Here is a 21,180-nt window from a genome sequence, read left to right on the forward strand (position 1 = left end):
GCCATTTCCGTATTTCCGTTTGTTTATTAAAAGGGCAGCGCAGCTGCTGCCCTTATGGGCTTGTATATGTCAAAAGATGCACTGATTACCTTAAAACAGGTTTCAAAACACTTCGGCTCCGTCATTGCTCTCGACAGCATTAATCTGACGTTTAACCGGGGCGAGGTTCATTGTCTTGCCGGTAAAAATGGCTGCGGCAAAAGTACCTTATTCAAGGTTATCTCCGGCGTTCATTCACCGGAAAATGGTGCTGAGATTATTATTGACGGACGAAGCTACAGTAAATTAACGCCGCAACAATCTATCGCGCAGGGAATTCAGATAATTTATCAGGATCTCTCGCTGTTTCCGAATTTGACCGTTGCTGAAAATATTATTATTCAGGAACATGTTAAATGGTACAAAGGGCTGGCAAACCGCCGGCATCAGCTGAAACAGGCACAGGCTGTTACGGACCGTATTGGTCTTTCCCTGCCCCTGAATAAGCGTGTTGAACAACTTTCTATTGCTGAATGTCAGCTGGTCGCTATTTGCCGTGCCATGGCAAATGATGCCCGGCTGGTGATTATGGATGAACCGACCGCGTCTCTGACCCGCAGTGAGGTCAATCAATTGATCCGCGTGGTGGCTGATTTAAAAGCCGCCGGGGTCACTGTTGTGTTTGTCAGCCATAAGCTGGATGAAGTGATGGAAATTTCAGACCGGATTTCTGTTATCCGCGACGGAAAATTAATCGGAACCTATAACGCCCATGAGATGAACAGTGATGAGCTGGCTTACCTTATGACCGGACAGCGTTTCGAGTTCACACCATTACCCGCGTACAACACCGGGGGAAACCTATGTCTCTCCACCGAAAAACTTACAAAACAAAAACAATTTTATGATATCGACCTGCAACTGCGCGCCGGAGAAGTGGTCAGTATTACCGGACTGCTCGGCTCCGGGCGCACAGAGCTGTGCCTTGCGTTATTCGGCATGACAAAACCGGACAGCGGCACAGTGCAGATAAAGGGTTCACCGGTCACATTACGCTCCAACCGGGACGCGATTAACCACGGCATCGGTTATGTGTCAGAAGACAGAATGAGCACAGGACTGGTAATGGCTCAATCTATTCATGACAACACCACATCCGTGATGCTGCCGCGTCTGACCCGCAAAAGCGGATTACTCGACAACACCAGGGCACATCAATTAGTCAGCGAACTGATAGAGGCACTACAGATAAAAGTGTCCGATCCTGCATTGCCGGTCACCAGTTTATCCGGCGGTAATGCCCAGCGGATAGCGATCGCCAAATGGATCGCTGCCAAACCCGATATTCTTATCCTCGATTCACCGACAGTCGGGGTGGATGTCGCAAACAAAGAGAGTATTTATCAGATAATCAGGATGCTGGCTGATGAAGGCATGGCTATTTTGATGATCAGTGATGAAATTCCGGAAGTATTCTATAACAGTCACCGGGTTATTGTGATGAAAGAAGGTCGTTTTACCCATGAATTCAGTCCGTTAACATCGACAGAGAAAGAGATAATGGAGGCTGTCAATGCTTAATTCACTGCGGGGGCTGTTACAGCACCACGAGTTCTGGCTGGCAGTATTAATTGTACTGCTCTGCCTGTTCCTCGGCGTCACCAATGAAGATTTTATGACGTTGGGCAATGTTTTTGATATGACCACCAGCACGGCAATCCTTGCCATTATGGCCTGTGGTTTGTTTGTGGTACTGGTTTCCGGCGGGATAGATATTTCGTTTCCGGCAACGGCGGCCATCTCTCAGTATGTAATGGCGACGTATGTTCTGTCTCAGGGCGGCAATTTCTTTATCGCTTTTGCCATTGCCGCGGTCACCGGACTGTTGCTCGGGTTGATTAACGCCCTGCTTATCTATCGCCTGAAAGTGCCGTCCATCATTATTACTATCTCCACACTGAATATCTTTTTTGGTCTGCTGATTTATTTTACCAACGGCGAGTGGCTGTACGGCTTCCCGGAATGGTTTATGGATGGCGTGGAAGTGATGTCATTTACCGGCACTGATGGTTACGATTACGGGCTTTCCCTGTCGATACTGACTCTGATTGCGGTGATTATATTTACCGGTTTTCTGATGAGCAAAACCCGCATCGGGCGCCAGATTTACGCGGTCGGCGGCAATGCTGATGCCGCAAAGCGTGTCGGTATCAGTCTGTTGGGTGTCATGCTGTTTGTTTATGGTTACATGGGTGCGCTGGCAGGTATTGCTTCTGTGGTACAAACACAGATAACCCAGTCTGTGGCACCGAATGCCCTGATGGGATTTGAATTAACCGTGCTCGCCGCCGTGGTTCTGGGCGGGGTGAGCATGTCGGGCGGAAAAGGCTCGCTCACCGGTGTGATTCTGGGGGTTGCGCTGCTGGCTGTCGTGAAGAACGGACTGACACTGACGGGCGTTCCGTCTTACTGGCACACGGTTCTGACCGGTTTTATTATTGTAATCAGTATCAGCCTGACCGCGTACAATGAAAAACGCCGGGCGGCTAACGGAGGTCATCTGTCATGATGTCAATGCTGAATCTGCGGAGCGACCGCAATATTGTTTATCTGCTGGTCATTATGGCGGGGATCCTGATTTTACAGGGGATTTTTAACGCCGGGCCATTTTTCTCTCTGTCCAACTTTCAGTCAATGACCTCACAGATGCCGCTGCTGGGTATGCTGGCGCTGGCCATGTCGGTCTGTATGCTGACCGGCGGGATCAATCTGTCCATTATTGCCACCACCAATGCCAGCGGGCTGGTAATGGCAAGTGTGCTGGCACTCAGTCCCGGTGATGGCGCGATGCTACTGCCTGCACTGCTGGCAGGATTAGTGACCGCCATTGTGATCGGGCTGATTAACGGGTTCCTGATCGCCAAAGTGGGTGTCTCCCCTATCCTTGCCACACTCGGCATGATGACGTTAATCAACGGGCTGAATGTGCTGGTTTCCGGCGGTACAGTGATTTCCGGTTTTCCGCCGTCACTGTTATGGCTGGGTAACGGCACACTGGCCGGTATCCCGATGCCGCTTATCCTGTTCCTGCTGTTTGCGTTTCTGCTGTGGGGCTTACTGGAATATACCCCGCTGGGACGCACTGTTTATCTGATGGGCTCGAATGAAAAAGCGACCCGTTTTTCCGGGCTGAATACACAGAAAGCCATTATTGCGGTGTATGTCATTTCATCCGTTCTGTGCTGGGTTGCCGCCATTATTATGATGGCAAAATTTAACTCCGCCAAAGCCGGTTACGGGGAATCCTATCTGCTGATCGCCATTCTTGCCTCGGTGCTCGGCGGCGTCAATCCGGATGGCGGCTTCGGGCGCATTATCGGGATCGTACTGGCCTTATTTGTCTTACAGATGCTGGAGAGCGGGCTGAACCTGCTGGGTGTGAGCAGCTATCTCATCATGGCGTTGTGGGGCGGTATTCTTATCTTATTTATTGCATTGCAGAAAGCCCGGTCATAAGGAAGCGAATTATGAGTGTCTATTTTATTGGTGTGGATGTCGGGAGCGGCAGCGCCCGGGCCGGTGTTTTTGATGCCGCAGGGCGTAAAAAAGGTGAAGCAAAGCGGGATATCCGCCAGTTTAAACCGCAGGCAGATTTTGTTGAACAATCGTCTGATGATATCTGGCAAAGCGTATGCCTGGCGGTAAAAGATGCCGTTGCCCAGGCGCGTATAGATCCTATTCAGGTCAAAGGGCTGGGCTTTGATGCTACCTGCTCTCTCGTGGTTCTGGATAAACAGGGACAGCCGCTGACCGTCAGCCCGACCGGGCGCAGTGAGCAAAATATTATTATGTGGATGGATCACCGCGCCATCAGTCAGGCACAGCGGATAAATGATACAAAGCACCCTGTGCTGGCCTATGTCGGTAACCGAATTTCTCCGGAGATGGAAACGCCGAAACTGTTATGGCTCAAACAGAATATGCCGACCACCTGGGCAAAAGCGGGTTATTTCTTTGATCTGCCTGATTTTCTGACCTGGAAAGCGACATACACTAACAGCCGTTCTCTCTGCTCCACCGTCTGTAAATGGACATACCTCGGTCATGAAGATCGCTGGGACAGTCATTTTTTCCGCCAGATAGGTCTGGCTGATTTACTGGAAAATGACGCACAGATTATCGGGAGTCAAATCCGTCCGATGGGTGAACCTGTCGGTAACGGGCTGACACCGAATGCCGCCGCAGATCTCGGTCTTATACCGGGCACGCCGGTTGCGACCTCTATTATAGATGCACACGCAGGCGGTATCGGCGTGCTGGGTGCGGCGGATGCCACCGGTGCAAAACCGGATTTCAACACCCGGATGGCGCTGATTGGCGGAACATCCTCCTGTCACATGGCGGTGTCAAAAAATGCCCGCTTTATTGACGGAGTCTGGGGGGCGTATTACAGCGCCATGATCCCGGGTTACTGGCTCAATGAGGGCGGACAATCTGCCACCGGCGCGCTGATTGATCACATGATCACGTCTCATCCGCAATATCAGGATGTGCAGAAACTGGCAGCGCAGCAACATCAGACGGTTTATCAGTTTCTGAATGACCGCCTGCTGGCGCTTGCCGGGTCAAAAGAAGATATCGCCCTGCTGACGCGCCATATTCATGTGCTGCCCTATTTTCACGGCAACCGCTCTCCGCGGGCGAATCCGAACCTGCGCGGTGTTGTAACCGGGCTGCGTATGACTCAGACGCCTGATGACCTTGCGCTGATTTATCTGGCAACTATTCAGGCGATTGCCCTGGGTACGCGCCATATTATTGAAGAGATGAATAAAGCCGGGTATGCCATTGATACTATTATGGGCTGCGGCGGCGGGACCAAAAACCCGATTTTTATTCAGGAACACGCTAACGCCACAGGTTGCGCAATGTTGTTACCGGAAGAGAGTGAAGCGGTATTGCTCGGCTCTGCGATGCTCGGATCTGTTGCTGCCGGGTTCTATGCCTCTATTCCGGAAGCCATGCAGGCCATGAGCCGCATCAGTAAAACCGTGACACCACAGGCGGAAAGCATTAAACGATTTTATGATGCCAAATACCGCGTATTTCATCAGTTATATCATGATGACCAGCGCTACCGGCAATTAATGTCTGAAGTATAATAACCAACAGGTTCCGGCGAATACTTAGTCACCGGAACCTGCAGTTTGAATGAATAATGAATAAGAATATATACTCTAAATAATTCGGGATGCATGTAGGCGACAAGCAAAGCTCGCCGGGGAGCATACATAAGTATGTGACCCGGCGGGCTTTGCGCAGTCAACACCCAGGCATCCTGAAGTATGACGAGTATATTATTATTTTTCCAGCGTCACTGAAAACACCCCCGTCGCCGGGATCGGCATAAACTTCTCATATAATTCTTTGCGGGTCGCTTCGGGATCTAAATCAGTAAACAGTTCCGGATGCAGCCATTTCGCTAATGCCTGAAGGGCAATAATATTCTCAGGCGAATCATAGAAAATATGCCATAAGCCATGAACCCTGCCTTTTTCAACGGCGGATAATTCACCAATCGGGTTACGCTGAGATATTATTTTCAGACTGCTTTGTGCCGCCTGAGGTGTTGCCGAATAGCCTAATGTCACGCCCCTGCTGCCTTCGGGAAATACACCGGTGGCAACATAGACATCCGGGTGACGGCTTAAAATATATTCCGGGTTTAATTTACCGATAGCGCCCGGAATAATCGCTTCGCCAATCGCCGTGCCGCCGGCAAGATTAATCATATCCGTCAGACTGCCTTTACCGGGTGAACCGCAGCATTCCTGTAAACCGGGTAAATAATCCACAAAAATAACCGGTTTCTTATCTGCCGGAATATCAGCCGGGATACGGGTAATCACATCATCCATTTTTTGCTGATAATACTGATTAAACCGCTCCGCCTCTGCTGTTTTTCCGATAGCCTGCCCGAGAATACGCATACTTAATTGAGTATTTTTTACCGGATGCTGGCTGAAATCCACATGAATAACCGCAATACCCGCTGATGTTAATAAGCGTGCGGCTTCACTGCCGGCACCCGGACCATGTCCGCCGGTCATGGGTAAAATAACCAGATCAGGCTGTAATGCTAATGCTTTTTCAACACTGAAGGTGTCTTCTGAGCCACCGCCGACCACAGGAATCGCATCTGTCTGCGGAAATACCGCTTTAAACGCTGCATAACCCTGAACATCCAAATCACGGAAATCGCCCTGCCAGCCCGCAACCCGCTTAAATGGCGCGTCCTTTTCCAGTATGGAGAGCGGATAAATCATCCGGCCCTCGCCCAGTAAAATTCGTTTTACATTATCCGGCACATCGACCTGACGACCGGTAATATCAGTGACCATGACCGCCTGAGAAAACAGCGGGCACATTAACAGCCCCGCAGATAAGGCTATTTTCAGTTTTGTTAATACTGTCATTTTATATTCCCGTTGACAGAAGAGGTGTGATTACGCTGAGATTTTCTTTTTTTCCACCAGATAACAATACCGCTGATATACAGCAGCGGTAATAATATGCCGGAAATAAGCGCGATAATAATACCGGGGATCCCGATACCCATATCGCGGTGTAACTGAGTAATAAGAGGTTTATATTCCGCTATTATTGACAACATATCAGGGCGCGCCAGAAAAATACCGGTCACCGCGAGAAGTAACAGCGGCAGAGAAAAATAGACAGCAAAAAAATAGTGCCACTGCCGCCACTTTGCCGCGCCTTGTAATCCCGTACGGAATAAGAACAATGCAGATATAAACTGAAGCCATCCTTTACGCGGCCACCACAAAATAATCCCGCTGATAACAGAGAGGGTCAGAACAATGCCGGATATAAAGACCAGCCAGCCGCCGGAAACCGGTGGTAATAAAAGAGTCCGGTGCAGGGAAACAATCTGTGAGAATATCAGCTCATCAAAAACAATAAACCCTTTCGGTGCACCACTTACCGGGTCAATAAAGGCGATCCCCAGTTTGTCAGAATGAGAAACTGAACCAAAAACCATCGCATTTGTTGCCGGAATAAAGCCGCGCCCCGGAGCGGCTTCTCCCATAACGCGGGAAAGCTGCGGATAAGCCGTCTGCGCATTCTGCCGCCAGATATCCGGCGACAAAAAAGCAGTGGTTCCGGTTACCGGCGGCGCATAAAGCACCGCTTTACCGATTTCCCATTCCAGCACCGGTTTTTTCAGTAATAACACCGCGCCGGACATTCCGATCAGTGAAATAAAGAACCCGATAATAATCCCCGGCCAGAAATGTAATCTGAGCCAGTTTTTACGTGTTATATACTGAGCCATACCGGTTACCAGTTATAGCGCAGTGATGCGATGATTGTTCTGTCAAAACCGACGGAACAGCCACCCATTGAACAACTGGTGTAATATTTTTTATCCGCTACATTATTGACGTTAATACCGGCACGCCAGTTTTTAAAATCAGGATTGATTCCGCCCAGATCGTAATGTGCCGCCATATCAAATAAGGTATTTGACGGATTGGAAATACTGCCGTCGCTGTTAACCGGTGAAGAGCCGGTATAGCGTGCGCCCGCAGCAAGACCTAATCCCTGTAAATGACCGCCCTGAATAGTATAATCCGCCCATACTGATGCGGTGTGTTCCGGCAAACCGGTCGGACGCTGTCCTTTCTCTTCCGGATCTGTCGTTTTGGTATTTTCCAGTTTATTAAAGGTATAAGCCGCCGTCAGGTTCAGCCCGTCGACCGGCATATAGGTTCCCTGGAGTTCAACACCGCGGGAGCGGACTTCCGCCGTCTGAATACTGTTTAAATTATTATCCGGATCTGTTGTCAGCATATTTTGCTGAGTCAGTTCAAAGACCGTAAGAGTGGCATTAATATTTCCGCCTTCCGGCTGATATTTAAGACCGGCTTCCGTCTGTTTGGCTGTAACAGGTTTATAGGTGTCCCCGTAGAAATTAACACCCAATTGCGGATTAAATGAAGTTGAATAACTGACATACGGCGCTAACCCGAAATCTGTCTGATACATTGCCGCCGTGCGATAGGTAAATTTGCTGTCACGCTGGTCACTGCTGTTATTTGTTTTGCGGTTTTTGGTTTTACTGTCAGACCAATCTTCCCTGCCGCTTAATACCAGTATGATGCCGTTATCAAATTTCGCCTGCTGCTGTAAATAAATGCCTGCCTGATCACTGGTCTGAAGTGTATTCGCCATCATATTATTAACCGGACCGTACTGACCGCCGTAAACCGGGTTAAAAATATCAATCGGCCCGGCTTTCCCGGACATCAGTAAATAATCTTCGCGGGTATGGCGATAATCGACACCCGCAAGGGATGTCATTTCCGTATCTTTCAGCCACCAGTCTGCTTTTATATTATTATCCAGGCTGAGCACATCACCTTTAATCCGGAAATGATAGGCCGCACGGTTAAGTGTGCGCATATCCGGCGATAAATATAATCCCTGCGCAATATTGGTATTTAAATCAGTATGACTGAACCGCGCACCTGAGTGTCCGGAAAAAGTATCATTAAAGGTATGATCTAACTGATAACCCAAAGAGGCCTGGGTACGGTCGTTTTTTAATCCCGGTTCATCCAGGAAAACATTCGGATCTACTTTGCCGTTCGGGTTGGGTAATAATGTGCCAGCAAGCGGTAAAAACGGGCGCGGTGCGCCAAATTTATCATGGCTGTAATCCGCTAAAACAGTCAGTGTCGTATCGTCATTTGGCACCCAGGTAAACGCCGGGGCAATATAGACTTTATCATCTTTAACATGATCAATTTGCGTATCACTTTTACGGACAAGCCCGGTCAGCCGGTAAAAATAATGGTCGCTGTCACCCACCGGACCACTTAAATCGCCCTGAATCTGTTTGCGGTTATTATTACCGCCCTGCACTTCAATTTCATGAAAGGGTTTATACAGCGGACGTTTTGTAACCTGGTTAATAATGCCGCCGGGTGAGTTCTGCCCGTATAATACGGATGCAGGCCCGCGGATCACATCAATACGCTCAAGTCCGTATTGTTCCGCTTTCGGCCACGCCTGTGCGGTTGTGCTGCGCAGCCCGTCCCTTAACATCCCGGTACTGGTAATATTAAAACCACGGATACTTAAATTATCAAAGCGGGAAGATGCGGCATCGTTTGTCTGTAACACGCCGGCGGTATAGCGCAGCGCTTCGCTGACAGACTGCGCATTATGCGCGGTCATTTCATCACGCGTTAACACCGTGACCGATTGTGGTGTTTCAATAAGCGGTGTATCCGTCTTGGTCGCACTTACACTGCGGGTTGCAATATAACCGTCAATTTTACCGGCGGGCGACTGTGCCGGTTTGGCAGTGACGATGATTTCATCTTTTTTTTCGCCTGACTGACTTTCAGAGGCAGCAACTGAAGAAAAAAGCAGCGGTAAGAGGGCAATACACACCGGAGAGAGTGTACGACCGGAGATAACCGGATAATAAGAAACAGATTTTTTCATTGAAATACGAACCCGCAGAGAGAATAAATATAAGAATGATAATGTATCTCATTTACGTATTTATCTTCTGCCGGAGACTTTCGCTGTTATGACTATTTGTTTATCAAAAACGCTATCCACCTGATCAACATAACTCTTTAGGTGAAAAACCAAACCGCCTGCGGAAAGCAGTTGAAAATGCCGCAGGTGAATAACCGACCTGCCAGGCAATCGCTGATACCCGCATGTCACCGGCACAAAGCAGACGATGTGCTGATTGTAAGCGCTCTTCCTGAATAAATGACGCGACAGACAAGCCGAACAATTGCTTAAAACCAAAACTGAGTTTGCGCATATTCAGCCCGGATTGCCGGCTGAGCTGATATACCCCGGGCGGGTTGGCTAAATCGGCTAAAATACAGTCTCTGATTTCATACAAACGGCGTATATCATTTGTGGCCAGTTTAGGATGATGAACCGTCCGGGTATTTTGCTGAATGTGCTCAAATGATATTGCACATAATTCAAGAATTTTGCCTGTCAGATACATATCTCCGGGCGCACCGCCGAGCGGATTATTCAGGATCTGGTTTCCCAGCGCGGTTAATACATTTCCCGCTTTTCCGGAGAGTAATTGCGGTCCGCGCGATGCGGCTTCTGTTAATAAAGGCAGCGGTGCGATTTTAAATGCCTCCATCAGACTGTCAGATAAACAGACTGAAACAAAGCGGATATCTTCTGACTGTAAAAAACGCTGACGGCTTTCCTGTTCATCATGATTATTGGCAATAACACATAAGGAAGCACCGGAAAGTGAAACACTGTTTTTATTATCCGGCTGACATTCCAGTTCACCATTCATCATCAGAACCAGTTTCAGTCCTTTCCATAACGGCTCGCTGACCCACTGTCCGGCATCCGGTGTCATTTTTCCGCAATAAAAAAATGAATCTGCACCGGGTAGCAATGCATTCATATTACCACTGTGCATGATATTTCACCTTTTACCCCACAAATAAAAGCGAATAATAACCATTATCAGATTTAATTTCCACACCGGTTATTTCAGACGCACAGGTTGTTATAGCGCACTTATTCATAAAGACAGTTATTTTAACCATGACAAATAATACTTCCTGCACAGCTGCAATATGATCGGAGTCACAAAATCACCGCGCAATCCTGTTGCTTAAAACCTGTCTCAGTGCACAATTACGTTGCGTTTCGTGATTAGGCTCACATTCTACAGGGGTAATGCATGTGTAACTTTCAATGTTTCCATTGGCACTTCCGTCTTAACACTTTGAATACTAGGTATTTGTGTCAGGTGATCCGCATGAAATCGCCGGTATGACGTTAAGTCTTTAGTCACAATCCGTATCATGGCATCACACTCACCCGCCATCAGATGACACTCAACAATTTCCGGCATTTCATTGATGGCAGCAACAAAATCATTGATAGTCTGTGCGTCCTGCCCCTTGAACCAAATGCGGGCGTAAAGCATCAGTCCCGCGCCTATCTTGCTGCCGTCAAGAATCGCCGCATAGCGCTTTATAATGCCGTTTTCCTCAAGTCTTCGTACCCGCCTCAGACAGGGGGACGGTGATAGTCCGACCTCCCGCGCCAGCTCCACATTCTGAATTTTTCCGTTGCGTTGCAGTTGATCGAGGATCCGCCGATCCATCTTATCCAGTTCAATTGACATTTAAATCACCACCTGACTATTTCTGCGCAATAATATTGCTAAGAATAGTTTTTTCCTGCCAATTTAACAACCTAATTTCCCGCAAAGCCCCGTATAATTCACATAACAAACAAAGACGTCGCAATCTGAATAAATATCTGGATATTCAATATATTGCGAATTATTAATATATTATTGAATTTGGGGTGTTGTATGGTCATAAATACTTTGATGGTTTTTGGCGTAACCGTATTACCCATTGTATTTGCACCCGGTCCCGATATTTTATTCGTTTCATCGCAAGGACTGGCAAGTGGTTCAAAAGCGGCGCTGAAAGCCAATATGGGCGTGCTTCTGGGTTACGCTATGCACTCCGTCTTAGCGGCTTTCGGGCTGGCAGCCGTTGTGGTGGCGTCACCTGTACTGTTTAATGGTATGCGCTGGTTCGGTGTTGCCTATATTGCGTATCTGGCGGTGCGCATGATGATGTCATCAATGCATAAAAGTGACATGCCGCAGATGCAGCCTGCCGCCAAAGCGGTTATCACCAAAGGTTTTTTCACCAGTTTCCTGAATCCGAAAGGTCTTCTGGTCTACTTTGCCATTCTGCCTAACTTTATTTCCGGCAGCGAAAGTGTCGCGGTTCAATCCTTGTTATTATCCGGTGTCTATATTGCCAGCTGTGCCGTGGTTTACAGTGCGGTCGCCCTGATTTTCGGTCAGATGAGCAAAGGCGAATATAATGATAAACGCCGCCGTATCGGCGAAGGCGTTGCCGGCGGGTTATTAGCCACTGCCGCGATGAGCCTGGCATTTAGTTAATCTACTGATTATTTAAACAAAAAACGGGAACCTAAGGTTCCCGTTTTTTATTTCTGTTTTTATTTGTTTCTATTGCGTCTTTTGCAGCACATAACACAACTTACCCAACACTTTCATTGCATTATCCATGCGCTCGTTCCATTCAAAAGAACAATTCAGCCGGAAGGCGTGATTAAACTGTTCACTGGTCGAGAACATGCTGCCCGGAGCGATACTTATCTGCTCATTCAGCGCCATCTGATACAGTTTGGTGGCATCAAACGGTGGTTCAAATTCCAGCCAGAGAAAATAACCACCTGCGGGCAATTAACCTTCACATTCGACGGAAAGTGCTCGCTGATAGCATAGAGCATCCGGTGCTGGCGCTGCTCCAGCTGCTGGCGCAGTTTCTTCAGGTGCGCATCATAGCCGCCCTGTCCCAGATATTCCGCGATCGCCTGCTGTGTCGGCATACTGGCGGAAACGGTACTCATCATCTGCAACTGCTGGACTGTCCGTGCGTGTTTGCCCGCAGCCACCCAGCCGACACGAAAGCCCGGCGCAAGACACTTGGAAAATGAGGAGCAATGAAAGAAATTGTTCTCTTTATCCAGGCTTTTCGCGGGCTGTGGCGCGTTATTGCCGAAATATAACTCGCTGTAAACATCATCTTCAATAAGCGCAATATTATGGCGCGTCAAAATATCCACCAGCCGGTGTTTATTTTCCGCAGGCATTGTGCCGCCGAGCGGATTCTGGAAGTGTGTCATCAGCCAGCAGGCTTTTATGTCATAACGCCCGGCAACATCTTCAAGGGCATCAAGATCGATCCCCGTCTGCGGGTCGGTTTTAATCGCCACCGCTTTCAGGCGCAGACGCTCAATCGCCTGTAATGCCCCGTAAAATGCCGGTGATTCAATTACAACCCAGTCACCCGGCTCAGTTACCGCCTGAAGGCTGAGAGACAGAGATTCCATAGCACCGGCGGTGATCACAATTTCTTCCGGCGACACATGAATACCCTGTGATGCATAACGCCGCGAAATATTACGGCGCAATTTTTCATTACCGGGCGGCAGATTGACTACCGCACTTTGTGGTGCAATACGCCGTGCCACCGCTCCCAGTGCTTTGGACAGTTTTGGCTGAACCAGCAGAGTGGGATCAGGGAATGCCGAGCCGAACGGTACAATTGCCGGGTCTTTGCATGCCTGAAGCACATCAAAAAGTGAGGAATTTATCTCAACATTTTCAGTGAGATGTAAACCCAGCCCGCCTTTTGCCTGAGCAAACGCAGGTGCGCGTTTTGCCACAAAATAGCCTGATTGCGGACGGGCAACAACCCAGCCCTGACTCTCCAGTAACTGATAGGACTGTACGACAGTCATCAGACTCAGTCCCGACTGTCTGGCGCTTTCACGCAATGACGGCAGCCGGTCACCAACCTGCCAGATATCATCTTCGATCTGTTGTTTTATCTGTTCTGCTAACTGTTCGTAGCGTGTCATGTAGCGTTCCCCGGAAAACTGTTATATACATCTTATGATTAATTGTCACTATTATAGTCTAGCAACTCATGGTGTACTACGCCACACTTTTCATCTGCGTAGTTATAATAACGAGAGGTCACAATGTTCGGGTTAAGTGCCCTTGAGCTTGCGCGAATTCAATTCGCCTTCACTGTGTCGTTTCATATCATATTCCCTGCAATAACCATCGGGCTTGCCTCGTTTCTGGCGGTTCTTGAGGGAATGTGGCTGAAAACCCGCAATGACGATTACAAAAAGCTCTTTCATTTCTGGTCAGCCATCTTTGCCGTCAATTTCGGTATGGGTGTGGTTTCCGGTTTGGTGATGGCGTATCAGTTCGGCACCAACTGGAGTTTCTTTTCCGAGTTTGCAGGTTCAATTACCGGCCCGCTTCTCACTTATGAAGTACTGACAGCATTCTTCCTCGAAGCCGGTTTTCTGGGAGTTATGTTGTTCGGCTGGAACCGTGTCGGCGAAAAACTGCACTATTTCGCCACCTGTATGGTTGCACTCGGCACACTGATGTCCACCTTCTGGATCCTCGCCTCCAACAGCTGGATGCAGACGCCGCAGGGGCATGAGGTCATCAATGGTGTTGTGGTGCCGGTTGACTGGTTTGCGGTGATTTTTAATCCGTCCTTCCCGTACCGCCTGCTGCACATGACGACTGCCGCCTTCCTGGCTGCCGCATTTTTTATCGGCGCGTCTGCTGCCTGGCATCTGCTGCGCGGCAATAAATCGGGGGCGATAAAGAAAATGTTCTCGATGTCGCTCTGGCTCATCCTGGTTCTCGCGCCGTTACAGGCCTTGATCGGGGATGCTCACGGGCTGAATACCCTGAAATATCAGCCGGCTAAAGTGGCTGCAATGGAAGGTCACTGGGAGAACAAACCCGGTGAGGCCACACCGCTTATACTGTTTGGTATTCCGGATAACGACCTGGAAGAGACCCGGTTTGCCCTGGAAATCCCGGGTCTGGCGAGTCTTATCCTGACGCACAGCCTTGATAAACAAGTGCCTGCACTGAAAGAGTTTGCACCTGATGAACGCCCGTCTAACGTCTTTATGGTGTTCTGGTCATTCCGCGTTATGGTCGGGCTGGGCATGCTGATGATTTTAGCCGGTGTTCTGAGTCTGTGGCTGCGTTACCGCAAACGCCTGTATGACTCGCGTCCGTTCCAGCATTTTATATTCTGGATGGCACCGTCCGGGCTGATCGCCCTTCTTGCAGGCTGGTTTGTCACGGAGATCGGGCGGCAACCCTGGGTGGTTTACGGCCTGCAGCGTACAAAGGATGCGGTCTCCGCGCATGGCGATGTACACATGAGTATCAGTTTGCTTCTCTTCTTTATCGTCTATGGTTCTGTATTTGGTATTGGCTACATCTATATGATGAAACTGATCCGCAAAGGTATCGCGACGGAGGTTCCTCATGAGCATTGATTTACCGCTGATTTGGTTCGTCATCATCATATTCAGCACGCTGATGTATATCGTGATGGATGGCTTTGATTTAGGGATAGGGATCCTCTACCCCTTTGTGAAAAGCAATGCTGACCGTGACCTGATGATGAACAGTGTTGCACCGGTCTGGGACGGTAACGAAACCTGGCTGGTGCTGGGCGGTGCGGCACTGTTTGGTGCCTTTCCGCTGGCATACGCGGTGATCCTTGATGCACTGGCTATCCCGCTGACGTTAATGCTTATTGCCCTGATTTTCCGTGGCGTGGCATTTGAGTTCCGCTTTAAAGCCGATGAACATCACCGCTATTTCTGGGATCGCGCCTTTATGACCGGTTCTGTCATAACCACCTTTGCACAAGGTGTGGTTGTCGGCAGTGTGATTGAAGGTTTTCCGGTGGAAAACCGTGCCTTTACCGGCGGCGCACTGGACTGGTTCACACCGTTTGCCCTCTTTTGCGGGGCCGGGTTAGTTGTCGCTTATGCGCTGCTCGGCTGTGGCTGGCTGGTGATGAAAACAGAAGGTCATCTGCAACAGCAGATGTATAAGGTACTGAAACCACTGACCGGTGTGATGCTGATTGTGCTGGCTATCATCAGTCTGTGGACGCCTCTGGCACATGAAGCGATTGCTGTCCGCTGGTTCAGTTTCCCGAATATTCTGTTTTTCCTGCCGGTTCCGCTGCTGGTGCTGGTCTGTGTTATCGCGCTGTTGCGCAGTGCCACCCGTCACGGGCACTACACACCATTCTTTGCCGCACTCGCTTTGGTATTTCTTGGTTTTACCGGGCTTGGTATCAGTATCTGGCCAATGATCATTCCCCCGGTGATTGACTATAAAATGGCGGCAGCGCCCGCTGAAAGTCTGAGCTTTATGTTAGTCGGTGCGCTGTTCATTATCCCTGTGATCCTGGTGTATACCTGGTGGAGTTATTATGTCTTCAGAGGAAAAATCACTCATGACCAAGGCTACCACTGAGTCTCCATGGTGGAAAAAAGCCGGCTGGATGTTAGCTATCTGGGCGGGCAGTGTTCTGGCACTGTTTGCTGTCTCTTCGGTTTTCCGCTTATTAATGACGGCGGCGGGAATGAAAGTAAAATAGTCATTATGTTTCATCCGTAAGTACCTCATCAGTACTTCATCAGTACCTCATGCCCTGTATTTCAGGGGCATTGCCCTGCACACCACGCCCCCTCGTGGTGTGCTTTTTTTATGCCTTTTTGGGCAATTATTTTATTAATATCGATTTTATTGATAATGATTACCATTCATTTAAATTCCTGATACACTCTGCGAAACAGATATAACGAAATAGCCCACTGAATAATGGAGTGTTCCGCATGAGCCGGGATAAAAAAGAGAAAAATATCTACCGCCCTGCACCGCCGCGTCTGGTTCAGGTGAAATCGTACATTGATATCACACCAAATCTGCGCCGTATCACCTTTACATCTGAGACCATGGATACTTATCCGTCAGGCTGTGAAGGCGGTCATCTGAAGCTGTTTATTGCCAAAGATGCACCTAATGCGCCTGTGCTGCCGGTTTTATCGGATAAAGGCCCGGTCTGGCCGGAAGGTAAAGAGCGCCCGATAGCCCGTACCTACACTGTGCGCGCCATCCGTCCTGATCTGAAAGAGATAGATATTGAATTTGCCCTGCATGAAGATGCCGGTCCGGCGGTGGATTTTGCCAAAAATGCCAAACCGGGTGATTACATCGGTATTACCAATCCGGGCGGACCGGATCCGCTGCTGCCTTTGGCAAAGCACTATTATATGGCGGGTGATTTAACAGCACTGCCGGCGATTGCGGCACTGCTGGAAAAAATGCCTGCTGATGCGCAGGGAAATGTGGTTGTCCGTATTGATCATGACGATGATAAACAAACGCTGCATAAACCCGCCGGAATAACGGTTCACTGGGTAACCGGCGGCACAGAAAAAACCGATGAGATAGCTGCACTGTTTAAAAGCTGGGCAGTCACCGATGTGACTGAGTGTACTTTCTGGATTGCCGGGGAGGACACTCTGGTGAAAAACCTGCGCCGCTATGTCCGCCGTGAGTTGGGCGGGGAGCACAATCAGATGTATGCTATCCCGTACTGGCGCTTTGGTTATGATGAAGAGGGTTATCATCATCAGCGCCATGATGTAATGGATGCCGACGATTAATAACGATTAATCGCAAAAAAAACAGCGGCTCACAACGGCCGCTGTTTTTATCATGATTATGTATCAGTTATACCCAACGCCATTCAAGATACAGGAAGGCGGCAAGCTCTGATTGCCGGGGAGCATACACAAGTATGTGACCCGGCTAGCTGAGTGCCGCCAACGAACCTGTAGTTTGAATGGATAAGGGTATATAGGCCTGCAATGCCCGCAAACACAGCGATGAACGCACACAATCATCCTGTGTAAACGACACCACCGACACCATTTCATCGTCACTGAAACGGCGCAGTACATCTGCCAGCCCTGACGGCACGTTCCCCGGTAAATCACACTGACTGACATCCCCGTTGACAATGACTGTCACATTTTCGCCCATCCGGGTCAGGAACATTTTCATTTGTGTGACAGTCACATTTTGTGCCTCATCAAGGATCACCACCGCATTTTCAAATGTCCGCCCGCGCATGTAAGCAAACGGGGCAATCTCCACCTTGCCTATCTCCGGGCGCAGGCAATATTGCAGAAATGATGCGCCCATCCGTTTCACCAGAATGTCATATACCGGTCTGAAATAGGGTGCGAATTTATCACTCATATCGCCGGGCAGAAAACCCAGGTCTTCTTCCGCCTGTAATACCGGGCGGGTCACAATTATCCGTTCAATTTCTTTATTAATCAGGGCATCTGCTGCAAGTGCGGTACTGATAAAGGTTTTTCCGCACCCGGCCTCGCCGTTGGCAATGATAAGCTGCTTATGTGCTATCGCCTGAATATATTTACTTTGTGCATCGTTGCGGGGTAAAACTCTGCTGTTATCCCGTTTCTCCCGCGCCATACCAATGGCTTCCACACCGCCCGCGGGGATGAATACGGCCACATTATCATCATTGAAACGTCCCCTGCGGGACTCTTTCCGACCCATTCGTTTTGCCTCTTTGCGTACTCTGACTACCGCTTTTTGTCTGCCCATAATCTTAATCCTGTTGCGTTATGATGACGGAGTAACTGAAACAGTGAGTTGGCAACCGGCGCCTTCCTCAGGCCATGAGTGAAAATCCGGATATAAAAAAACCGGTGATAAACTCCACCGGACATACTCTGAATAATTCAGTATGACGAGTATGTATAAGGGAGGTTATCACCGGTTGGTACTGTCGTTCGTCTGTATTACGCATTCGTTATCCTCAGATGACAAACTAAAGCGAACACTAAACTGACTGTGTGACAGTATGATGACAATGTTACGGACCTTAGCGCAGCTTACAATTTTTCGCCGCAGTATACCCGGCCTCTTCTGCCGAAATTGCGTCTGTGAAATATTCACTGTTTTTAGCACTGACGCGGTTATAGCCGGGGCAATCCGGATGGTGATAAATCTTGCTGTTACGATTGCCGAGGATCCGCTTATTTTCCGGTTTTTTCGCCGGCGATGGTGTTATTTTTACCGGTGTCGTTTTTACCGGTGCGGAAGGAATACGGGTAAAAATACCGCCTGCTGTATTGATATGACCCTGCTCCCAGCGGCGCTCACCGGTTACAAACGGATTAGATTGCCCGGTTACTGCGCTGATACGGCGGTCGCGTTCATGCTCCCACGCTGATGGCGGATAGGTTGCATCCCAGGTTATCAGGAGTTTCTGCTGCTGATCTGACATTGCCAGGTCATAGCGATCATGCATATAGAACCAGACACGGGCAACCTGTCCTTTGACCTCATCACGCGGTTCAAATACCCGCTGTTTAAAATCTACCCGGCTGGTGCATTGCCCGTAACTCTTTGTCCCCGCACCGCGTGCCATACTGTAACGGAAATTACTGCGGTCGCCGTTCACTTCACCAATGGAGGGTGCCAGGTTATGGAGGTCAGCTTCCATCGCGCGGAATACCGGATCTTCGCTGATACAATTTTTACGTCCGCCCTGCTGCCAGCACTGACGTTGATGTCCGAACACCCAGGCAGGGACAATATGCTCCCACTCAATCCGTTCTGCGCGGGTTTGTTGTGATCGCACCTGATAGCCGCAACTGTTCAGATCCACCCTGCCGCCTGATTTTCCTGTCCACTCCCACTGACAGCCGCAATAGAGAGTTCCTTCGCCCTGCGGGTCACGGTTTTGATCATAATACACCTGCTCACGGGACACGATTTTCGCCTCATCAAACCGCTCAGGTGCAGCGGCAAACGCTGCGGGTAATATCAAAAATAATGAGAATAATGACAAACTAAATAATTTTAAAATACGCATATAAATCAGATACCAACAGAATAATGAGGACGGCAATTATGCCATGTCAGACACGGATAATCGCGTCAGATGTGAGAATAACATCTCAATCCGCTGTTTATGACGTGTTTAGGGTGTTTTTTTACAGTATTACCCTGATACAAATTGTATATTCTGGGCTCTGAATGACAGAAAAAGGAGATACATAATGCATCCGTTAGTCGATAAGATGATAGCTGAGATAGTCGGAACTGCCCGTTCCCATAATGAAGAAGAAGTTGATGTCAGTATTCAGGAAAGCTACAACCGGGTACAGATTCAGGTTAATATCGCAGAAAAACCGGTAATGGATATTATCCTGAACCTGAACCCCGCCACTTAAACGCGCGGACGCTTACGGTAAAGCCACAATCCCGGTACCGACAAACCTATCGACAATGCCCCGACAATAAACGCCGCCCGCAGAAAATTACTCACCAGCATCTCGAGCAACTCAGGCGTATAACCCGCCTGTGATAGTTTGACAACAGCCAGCATCGCCATATAGGCATTAATCCCGGGAAACATCGGGATAATCGCCGCAACCGTAAAGACTTTCGGATGAGCCAGCCACCAGCGTGACCACTGAATACCGATAATACCCACCAGTACCGATGCCCAGAACGTGGCGGCAACTATATCAAAATCCGCTGCCATCAGGATAAACCGGCTGCCATGACCAATTGCGCCCAGATAAGCACAATATTTCAGCGCACGTTTCGGTACATTAAAGACCATGGCAAAACCGACCGCAGGGATCGCCGCCAGCAGCATATCCTGCATCAGTGCAGCCAGAAAAGAGAGTACTGTCATCATATCCAGTCCCTCAAACCGGCGAGCGTTATCGCCATAAAAATACCGATACAGGTTGCCAGAGTCAGCAGGCTCGCCATCGCCCAGCGCGCGAGCCCTGTATTCACATGTCCTTTAAACATATCCGCTACCGCATTAATCAGCGGAAAACCCGGCACCAGCAGCAGAACACTCGCTGCCATGGCAATACCCGATGTTGCTGTGAACAGCGGTAGCTTCAGCATCAGTCCGGCCACCATCGTGGCTGAAAATGCCGTAAAACAGAAATTGATCAACGGATTCATATGCCGTGCCGTCAGCACCTGACGAACATACATAGCACAACCGCTGGCAACAAATGTGATACAGGCCCCGTCCCATCCGCCTTTGTTCAGTTTACAGAAACAGGCACAGGAAAGTGCTACCATCAACACCATTATCCAGCGCGGGTAACGCAGCGGCTTAATATGGGCAAATTTTTTCTGTACCCCTTTGTAATCCAGATGCCCGTGTTCCGCGAGGATCACCACATGCTGCACCTCTGTCACCACGTGCATATTGATACCACGATCCACGACTTTACGTGTGGATGTCATACAGTGCCCGTCAATAATTGTTGTTAATACAATGGCATTTGCTGAAATAGCACAATCTACCTGCTCAGCCCCGAGTGCTCTGCCTGTCCGTACCGCCAGTTCTTCCACCAGCATACTTTCCGCGCCGTGCTGCAACAGCAGTAACCCGCACTCAATACATAACCGGGTGATCGTCCGCTGTGTATCAACTGAAATCTCTTTCCCCTGCCCCATAGTTTTACCGTTAGCCGTTGATGGTCTGACTTTCCCGCTATTCTAAATCTTTGTATTAACAACTCACTGGGTTTGATCAAGAGTTTGAATAATAATTTGAACAACAATCTGACCAAGAAATGATTACGCTTTGTCTTATAGTCAGTATGGCAGCAAAGGCAGCTATT

General features: G+C 49.0%; 19 protein-coding genes and 1 pseudogene. 10 read left to right on the top strand and 10 right to left on the bottom strand.

Going from position 1 to position 21,180, the window contains the following annotated elements; genetic code table 11:
* The first annotated feature begins 66 nt into the window (after positions 1-66).
* From AYY17_RS01015 to AYY17_RS01030, 4 genes are read left to right on the top strand one after another with little or no spacing between them, the layout of a single operon-like run.
* Positions 67-1,560 (top strand): sugar ABC transporter ATP-binding protein, encoded by a 1,494-nt coding sequence (locus AYY17_RS01015; protein ID WP_067420566.1) that lies wholly within the window; start codon positions 67-69, stop codon positions 1,558-1,560.
* Complete coding sequence (locus AYY17_RS01020) at positions 1,553-2,548, top strand: ABC transporter permease (RefSeq protein WP_067420568.1); 996 nt, start codon at positions 1,553-1,555, stop codon at positions 2,546-2,548. The genes AYY17_RS01015 and AYY17_RS01020 overlap by 8 nt, the downstream gene beginning before the upstream one ends.
* Positions 2,548-3,495 carry an ABC transporter permease gene (locus AYY17_RS01025; RefSeq protein ID WP_067421280.1) on the top strand — a complete coding sequence of 316 codons (948 nt, stop codon included), beginning with the start codon at positions 2,548-2,550 and terminating at the stop codon, positions 3,493-3,495. Before AYY17_RS01020 ends, AYY17_RS01025 begins: the two co-directional genes overlap by 1 nt.
* Positions 3,496-3,506: 11 nt before the next feature.
* A complete protein-coding gene (locus AYY17_RS01030) occupies positions 3,507-5,141 on the top strand; it encodes an FGGY-family carbohydrate kinase (protein WP_067420570.1) in 1,635 nt (544 codons plus the stop codon).
* A 198-nt stretch (positions 5,142-5,339) separates the two neighbouring features.
* Here the strand turns inward: AYY17_RS01030 and AYY17_RS01035 are convergent, their stop codons facing one another.
* From AYY17_RS01035 to AYY17_RS01055, 5 genes are all read right to left on the bottom strand, one after another.
* Positions 5,340-6,455 carry an ABC transporter substrate-binding protein gene (locus AYY17_RS01035; RefSeq protein WP_067420572.1) on the bottom strand — a complete coding sequence of 372 codons (1,116 nt, stop codon included), beginning with the start codon at positions 6,453-6,455 and terminating at the stop codon, positions 5,340-5,342.
* Entirely contained in the window at positions 6,452-7,333 is an 882-nt protein-coding gene (locus AYY17_RS01040) for a PepSY-associated TM helix domain-containing protein (RefSeq protein ID WP_067420576.1), read from the bottom strand. Before AYY17_RS01040 ends, AYY17_RS01035 begins: the two co-directional genes overlap by 4 nt.
* Before the next feature lie 5 nt (positions 7,334-7,338).
* A complete protein-coding gene (locus tag AYY17_RS01045) occupies positions 7,339-9,513 on the bottom strand; it encodes a TonB-dependent siderophore receptor (RefSeq protein ID WP_082981212.1) in 2,175 nt (724 codons plus the stop codon).
* A 124-nt stretch (positions 9,514-9,637) separates the two neighbouring features.
* Positions 9,638-10,483, bottom strand: a complete 846-nt coding sequence (locus AYY17_RS01050; RefSeq protein WP_067420580.1) for a helix-turn-helix domain-containing protein — start codon at positions 10,481-10,483, stop codon at positions 9,638-9,640.
* 252 nt (positions 10,484-10,735) lie between these two features.
* Positions 10,736-11,200: an Lrp/AsnC family transcriptional regulator gene (locus AYY17_RS01055; protein WP_067362781.1), complete on the bottom strand. Its 465-nt coding sequence runs from the start codon at positions 11,198-11,200 to the stop codon at positions 10,736-10,738.
* A 192-nt stretch (positions 11,201-11,392) separates the two neighbouring features.
* On the opposite strand from AYY17_RS01055, the gene AYY17_RS01060 reads away from it, so the two are divergent.
* Complete coding sequence (locus AYY17_RS01060) at positions 11,393-12,001, top strand: LysE family translocator (RefSeq protein ID WP_067420581.1); 609 nt, start codon at positions 11,393-11,395, stop codon at positions 11,999-12,001.
* Positions 12,002-12,070: 69 nt separating this feature from the next.
* On the opposite strand, the pseudogene AYY17_RS01065 reads toward AYY17_RS01060, so the two are convergent.
* Positions 12,071-13,488, bottom strand: a pseudogene (locus tag AYY17_RS01065) (aminotransferase-like domain-containing protein).
* A gap of 123 nt (positions 13,489-13,611) precedes the next feature.
* Between AYY17_RS01065 and AYY17_RS01070 the strand changes: the two are divergent.
* The 4 genes from AYY17_RS01070 to AYY17_RS01080 all read left to right on the top strand — a co-directional run bounded on the left by AYY17_RS01070 (position 13,612) and on the right by AYY17_RS01080 (position 17,145).
* Positions 13,612-14,952, top strand: a complete 1,341-nt coding sequence (locus AYY17_RS01070; RefSeq protein ID WP_067420583.1) for a cytochrome ubiquinol oxidase subunit I — start codon at positions 13,612-13,614, stop codon at positions 14,950-14,952.
* Positions 14,942-15,949 (top strand): cytochrome d ubiquinol oxidase subunit II, encoded by a 1,008-nt coding sequence (gene cydB / locus AYY17_RS01075; protein ID WP_067420585.1) that lies wholly within the window; start codon positions 14,942-14,944, stop codon positions 15,947-15,949. Before AYY17_RS01070 ends, cydB begins: the two co-directional genes overlap by 11 nt.
* A complete protein-coding gene (locus tag AYY17_RS20920) occupies positions 15,930-16,073 on the top strand; it encodes a DUF2474 domain-containing protein (protein ID WP_082981213.1) in 144 nt (47 codons plus the stop codon). Before cydB ends, AYY17_RS20920 begins: the two co-directional genes overlap by 20 nt.
* 238 nt (positions 16,074-16,311) lie before the next feature.
* Positions 16,312-17,145, top strand: a complete 834-nt coding sequence (locus AYY17_RS01080; protein WP_067400048.1) for a siderophore-interacting protein — start codon at positions 16,312-16,314, stop codon at positions 17,143-17,145.
* Positions 17,146-17,290: 145 nt separating this feature from the next.
* Here AYY17_RS01080 and phoH read toward each other — a convergent pair whose 3' ends face one another.
* Positions 17,291-18,118 (bottom strand): phosphate starvation-inducible protein PhoH, encoded by an 828-nt coding sequence (phoH, locus tag AYY17_RS01085; RefSeq protein ID WP_067420587.1) that lies wholly within the window; start codon positions 18,116-18,118, stop codon positions 17,291-17,293.
* Positions 18,119-18,398: 280 nt separating this feature from the next.
* Positions 18,399-19,394 (bottom strand): endonuclease, encoded by a 996-nt coding sequence (locus AYY17_RS01090; protein ID WP_067420589.1) that lies wholly within the window; start codon positions 19,392-19,394, stop codon positions 18,399-18,401.
* A 187-nt stretch (positions 19,395-19,581) separates the two neighbouring features.
* On the opposite strand from AYY17_RS01090, the gene AYY17_RS21790 reads away from it, so the two are divergent.
* A complete protein-coding gene (locus AYY17_RS21790; protein ID WP_202906365.1) occupies positions 19,582-19,755 on the top strand; it encodes a hypothetical protein in 174 nt (57 codons plus the stop codon).
* Here the strand turns inward: AYY17_RS21790 and AYY17_RS01095 are convergent.
* Positions 19,752-20,225: a threonine/serine exporter gene (locus tag AYY17_RS01095; protein WP_067400092.1), complete on the bottom strand. Its 474-nt coding sequence runs from the start codon at positions 20,223-20,225 to the stop codon at positions 19,752-19,754. The two genes, AYY17_RS21790 and AYY17_RS01095, sit on opposite strands and share 4 nt — an antisense overlap.
* Positions 20,225-21,013: a threonine/serine exporter family protein gene (locus AYY17_RS01100; RefSeq protein ID WP_067420591.1), complete on the bottom strand. Its 789-nt coding sequence runs from the start codon at positions 21,011-21,013 to the stop codon at positions 20,225-20,227. The genes AYY17_RS01095 and AYY17_RS01100 overlap by 1 nt, the downstream gene beginning before the upstream one ends.
* Positions 21,014-21,180 lie beyond the last annotated feature (167 nt).

It is taken from the genome of Morganella psychrotolerans (genome assembly GCF_001676055.1).
GTDB lineage: Bacteria > Pseudomonadota > Gammaproteobacteria > Enterobacterales > Enterobacteriaceae > Morganella > Morganella psychrotolerans_B.

What these genes read in the sequence shown, in the direction of transcription:
- AYY17_RS01015 (WP_067420566.1), top strand. Translation starts at nt 67, where the DNA reads ATGTCAAAAGATGCACTGATTACCTTAAAACAGGTTTCAAAACACTTC.
- AYY17_RS01020 (WP_067420568.1), top strand. Translation starts at nt 1,553, where the DNA reads ATGCTTAATTCACTGCGGGGGCTGTTACAGCACCACGAGTTCTGGCTG.
- AYY17_RS01025 (WP_067421280.1), top strand. Translation starts at nt 2,548, where the DNA reads ATGTCAATGCTGAATCTGCGGAGCGACCGCAATATTGTTTATCTGCTG.
- AYY17_RS01030 (WP_067420570.1), top strand. Translation starts at nt 3,507, where the DNA reads ATGAGTGTCTATTTTATTGGTGTGGATGTCGGGAGCGGCAGCGCCCGG.
- AYY17_RS01035 (WP_067420572.1), bottom strand. Translation starts at nt 6,455, where the DNA reads ATGACAGTATTAACAAAACTGAAAATAGCCTTATCTGCGGGGCTGTTA.
- AYY17_RS01040 (WP_067420576.1), bottom strand. Translation starts at nt 7,333, where the DNA reads ATGGCTCAGTATATAACACGTAAAAACTGGCTCAGATTACATTTCTGG.
- AYY17_RS01045 (WP_082981212.1), bottom strand. Translation starts at nt 9,513, where the DNA reads ATGAAAAAATCTGTTTCTTATTATCCGGTTATCTCCGGTCGTACACTC.
- AYY17_RS01050 (WP_067420580.1), bottom strand. Translation starts at nt 10,483, where the DNA reads ATGCACAGTGGTAATATGAATGCATTGCTACCCGGTGCAGATTCATTT.
- AYY17_RS01055 (WP_067362781.1), bottom strand. Translation starts at nt 11,200, where the DNA reads ATGTCAATTGAACTGGATAAGATGGATCGGCGGATCCTCGATCAACTG.
- AYY17_RS01060 (WP_067420581.1), top strand. Translation starts at nt 11,393, where the DNA reads ATGGTCATAAATACTTTGATGGTTTTTGGCGTAACCGTATTACCCATT.
- AYY17_RS01070 (WP_067420583.1), top strand. Translation starts at nt 13,612, where the DNA reads ATGTTCGGGTTAAGTGCCCTTGAGCTTGCGCGAATTCAATTCGCCTTC.
- cydB (WP_067420585.1), top strand. Translation starts at nt 14,942, where the DNA reads ATGAGCATTGATTTACCGCTGATTTGGTTCGTCATCATCATATTCAGC.
- AYY17_RS20920 (WP_082981213.1), top strand. Translation starts at nt 15,930, where the DNA reads ATGACCAAGGCTACCACTGAGTCTCCATGGTGGAAAAAAGCCGGCTGG.
- AYY17_RS01080 (WP_067400048.1), top strand. Translation starts at nt 16,312, where the DNA reads ATGAGCCGGGATAAAAAAGAGAAAAATATCTACCGCCCTGCACCGCCG.
- phoH (WP_067420587.1), bottom strand. Translation starts at nt 18,118, where the DNA reads ATGGGCAGACAAAAAGCGGTAGTCAGAGTACGCAAAGAGGCAAAACGA.
- AYY17_RS01090 (WP_067420589.1), bottom strand. Translation starts at nt 19,394, where the DNA reads ATGCGTATTTTAAAATTATTTAGTTTGTCATTATTCTCATTATTTTTG.
- AYY17_RS21790 (WP_202906365.1), top strand. Translation starts at nt 19,582, where the DNA reads ATGCATCCGTTAGTCGATAAGATGATAGCTGAGATAGTCGGAACTGCC.
- AYY17_RS01095 (WP_067400092.1), bottom strand. Translation starts at nt 20,225, where the DNA reads ATGACAGTACTCTCTTTTCTGGCTGCACTGATGCAGGATATGCTGCTG.
- AYY17_RS01100 (WP_067420591.1), bottom strand. Translation starts at nt 21,013, where the DNA reads ATGGGGCAGGGGAAAGAGATTTCAGTTGATACACAGCGGACGATCACC.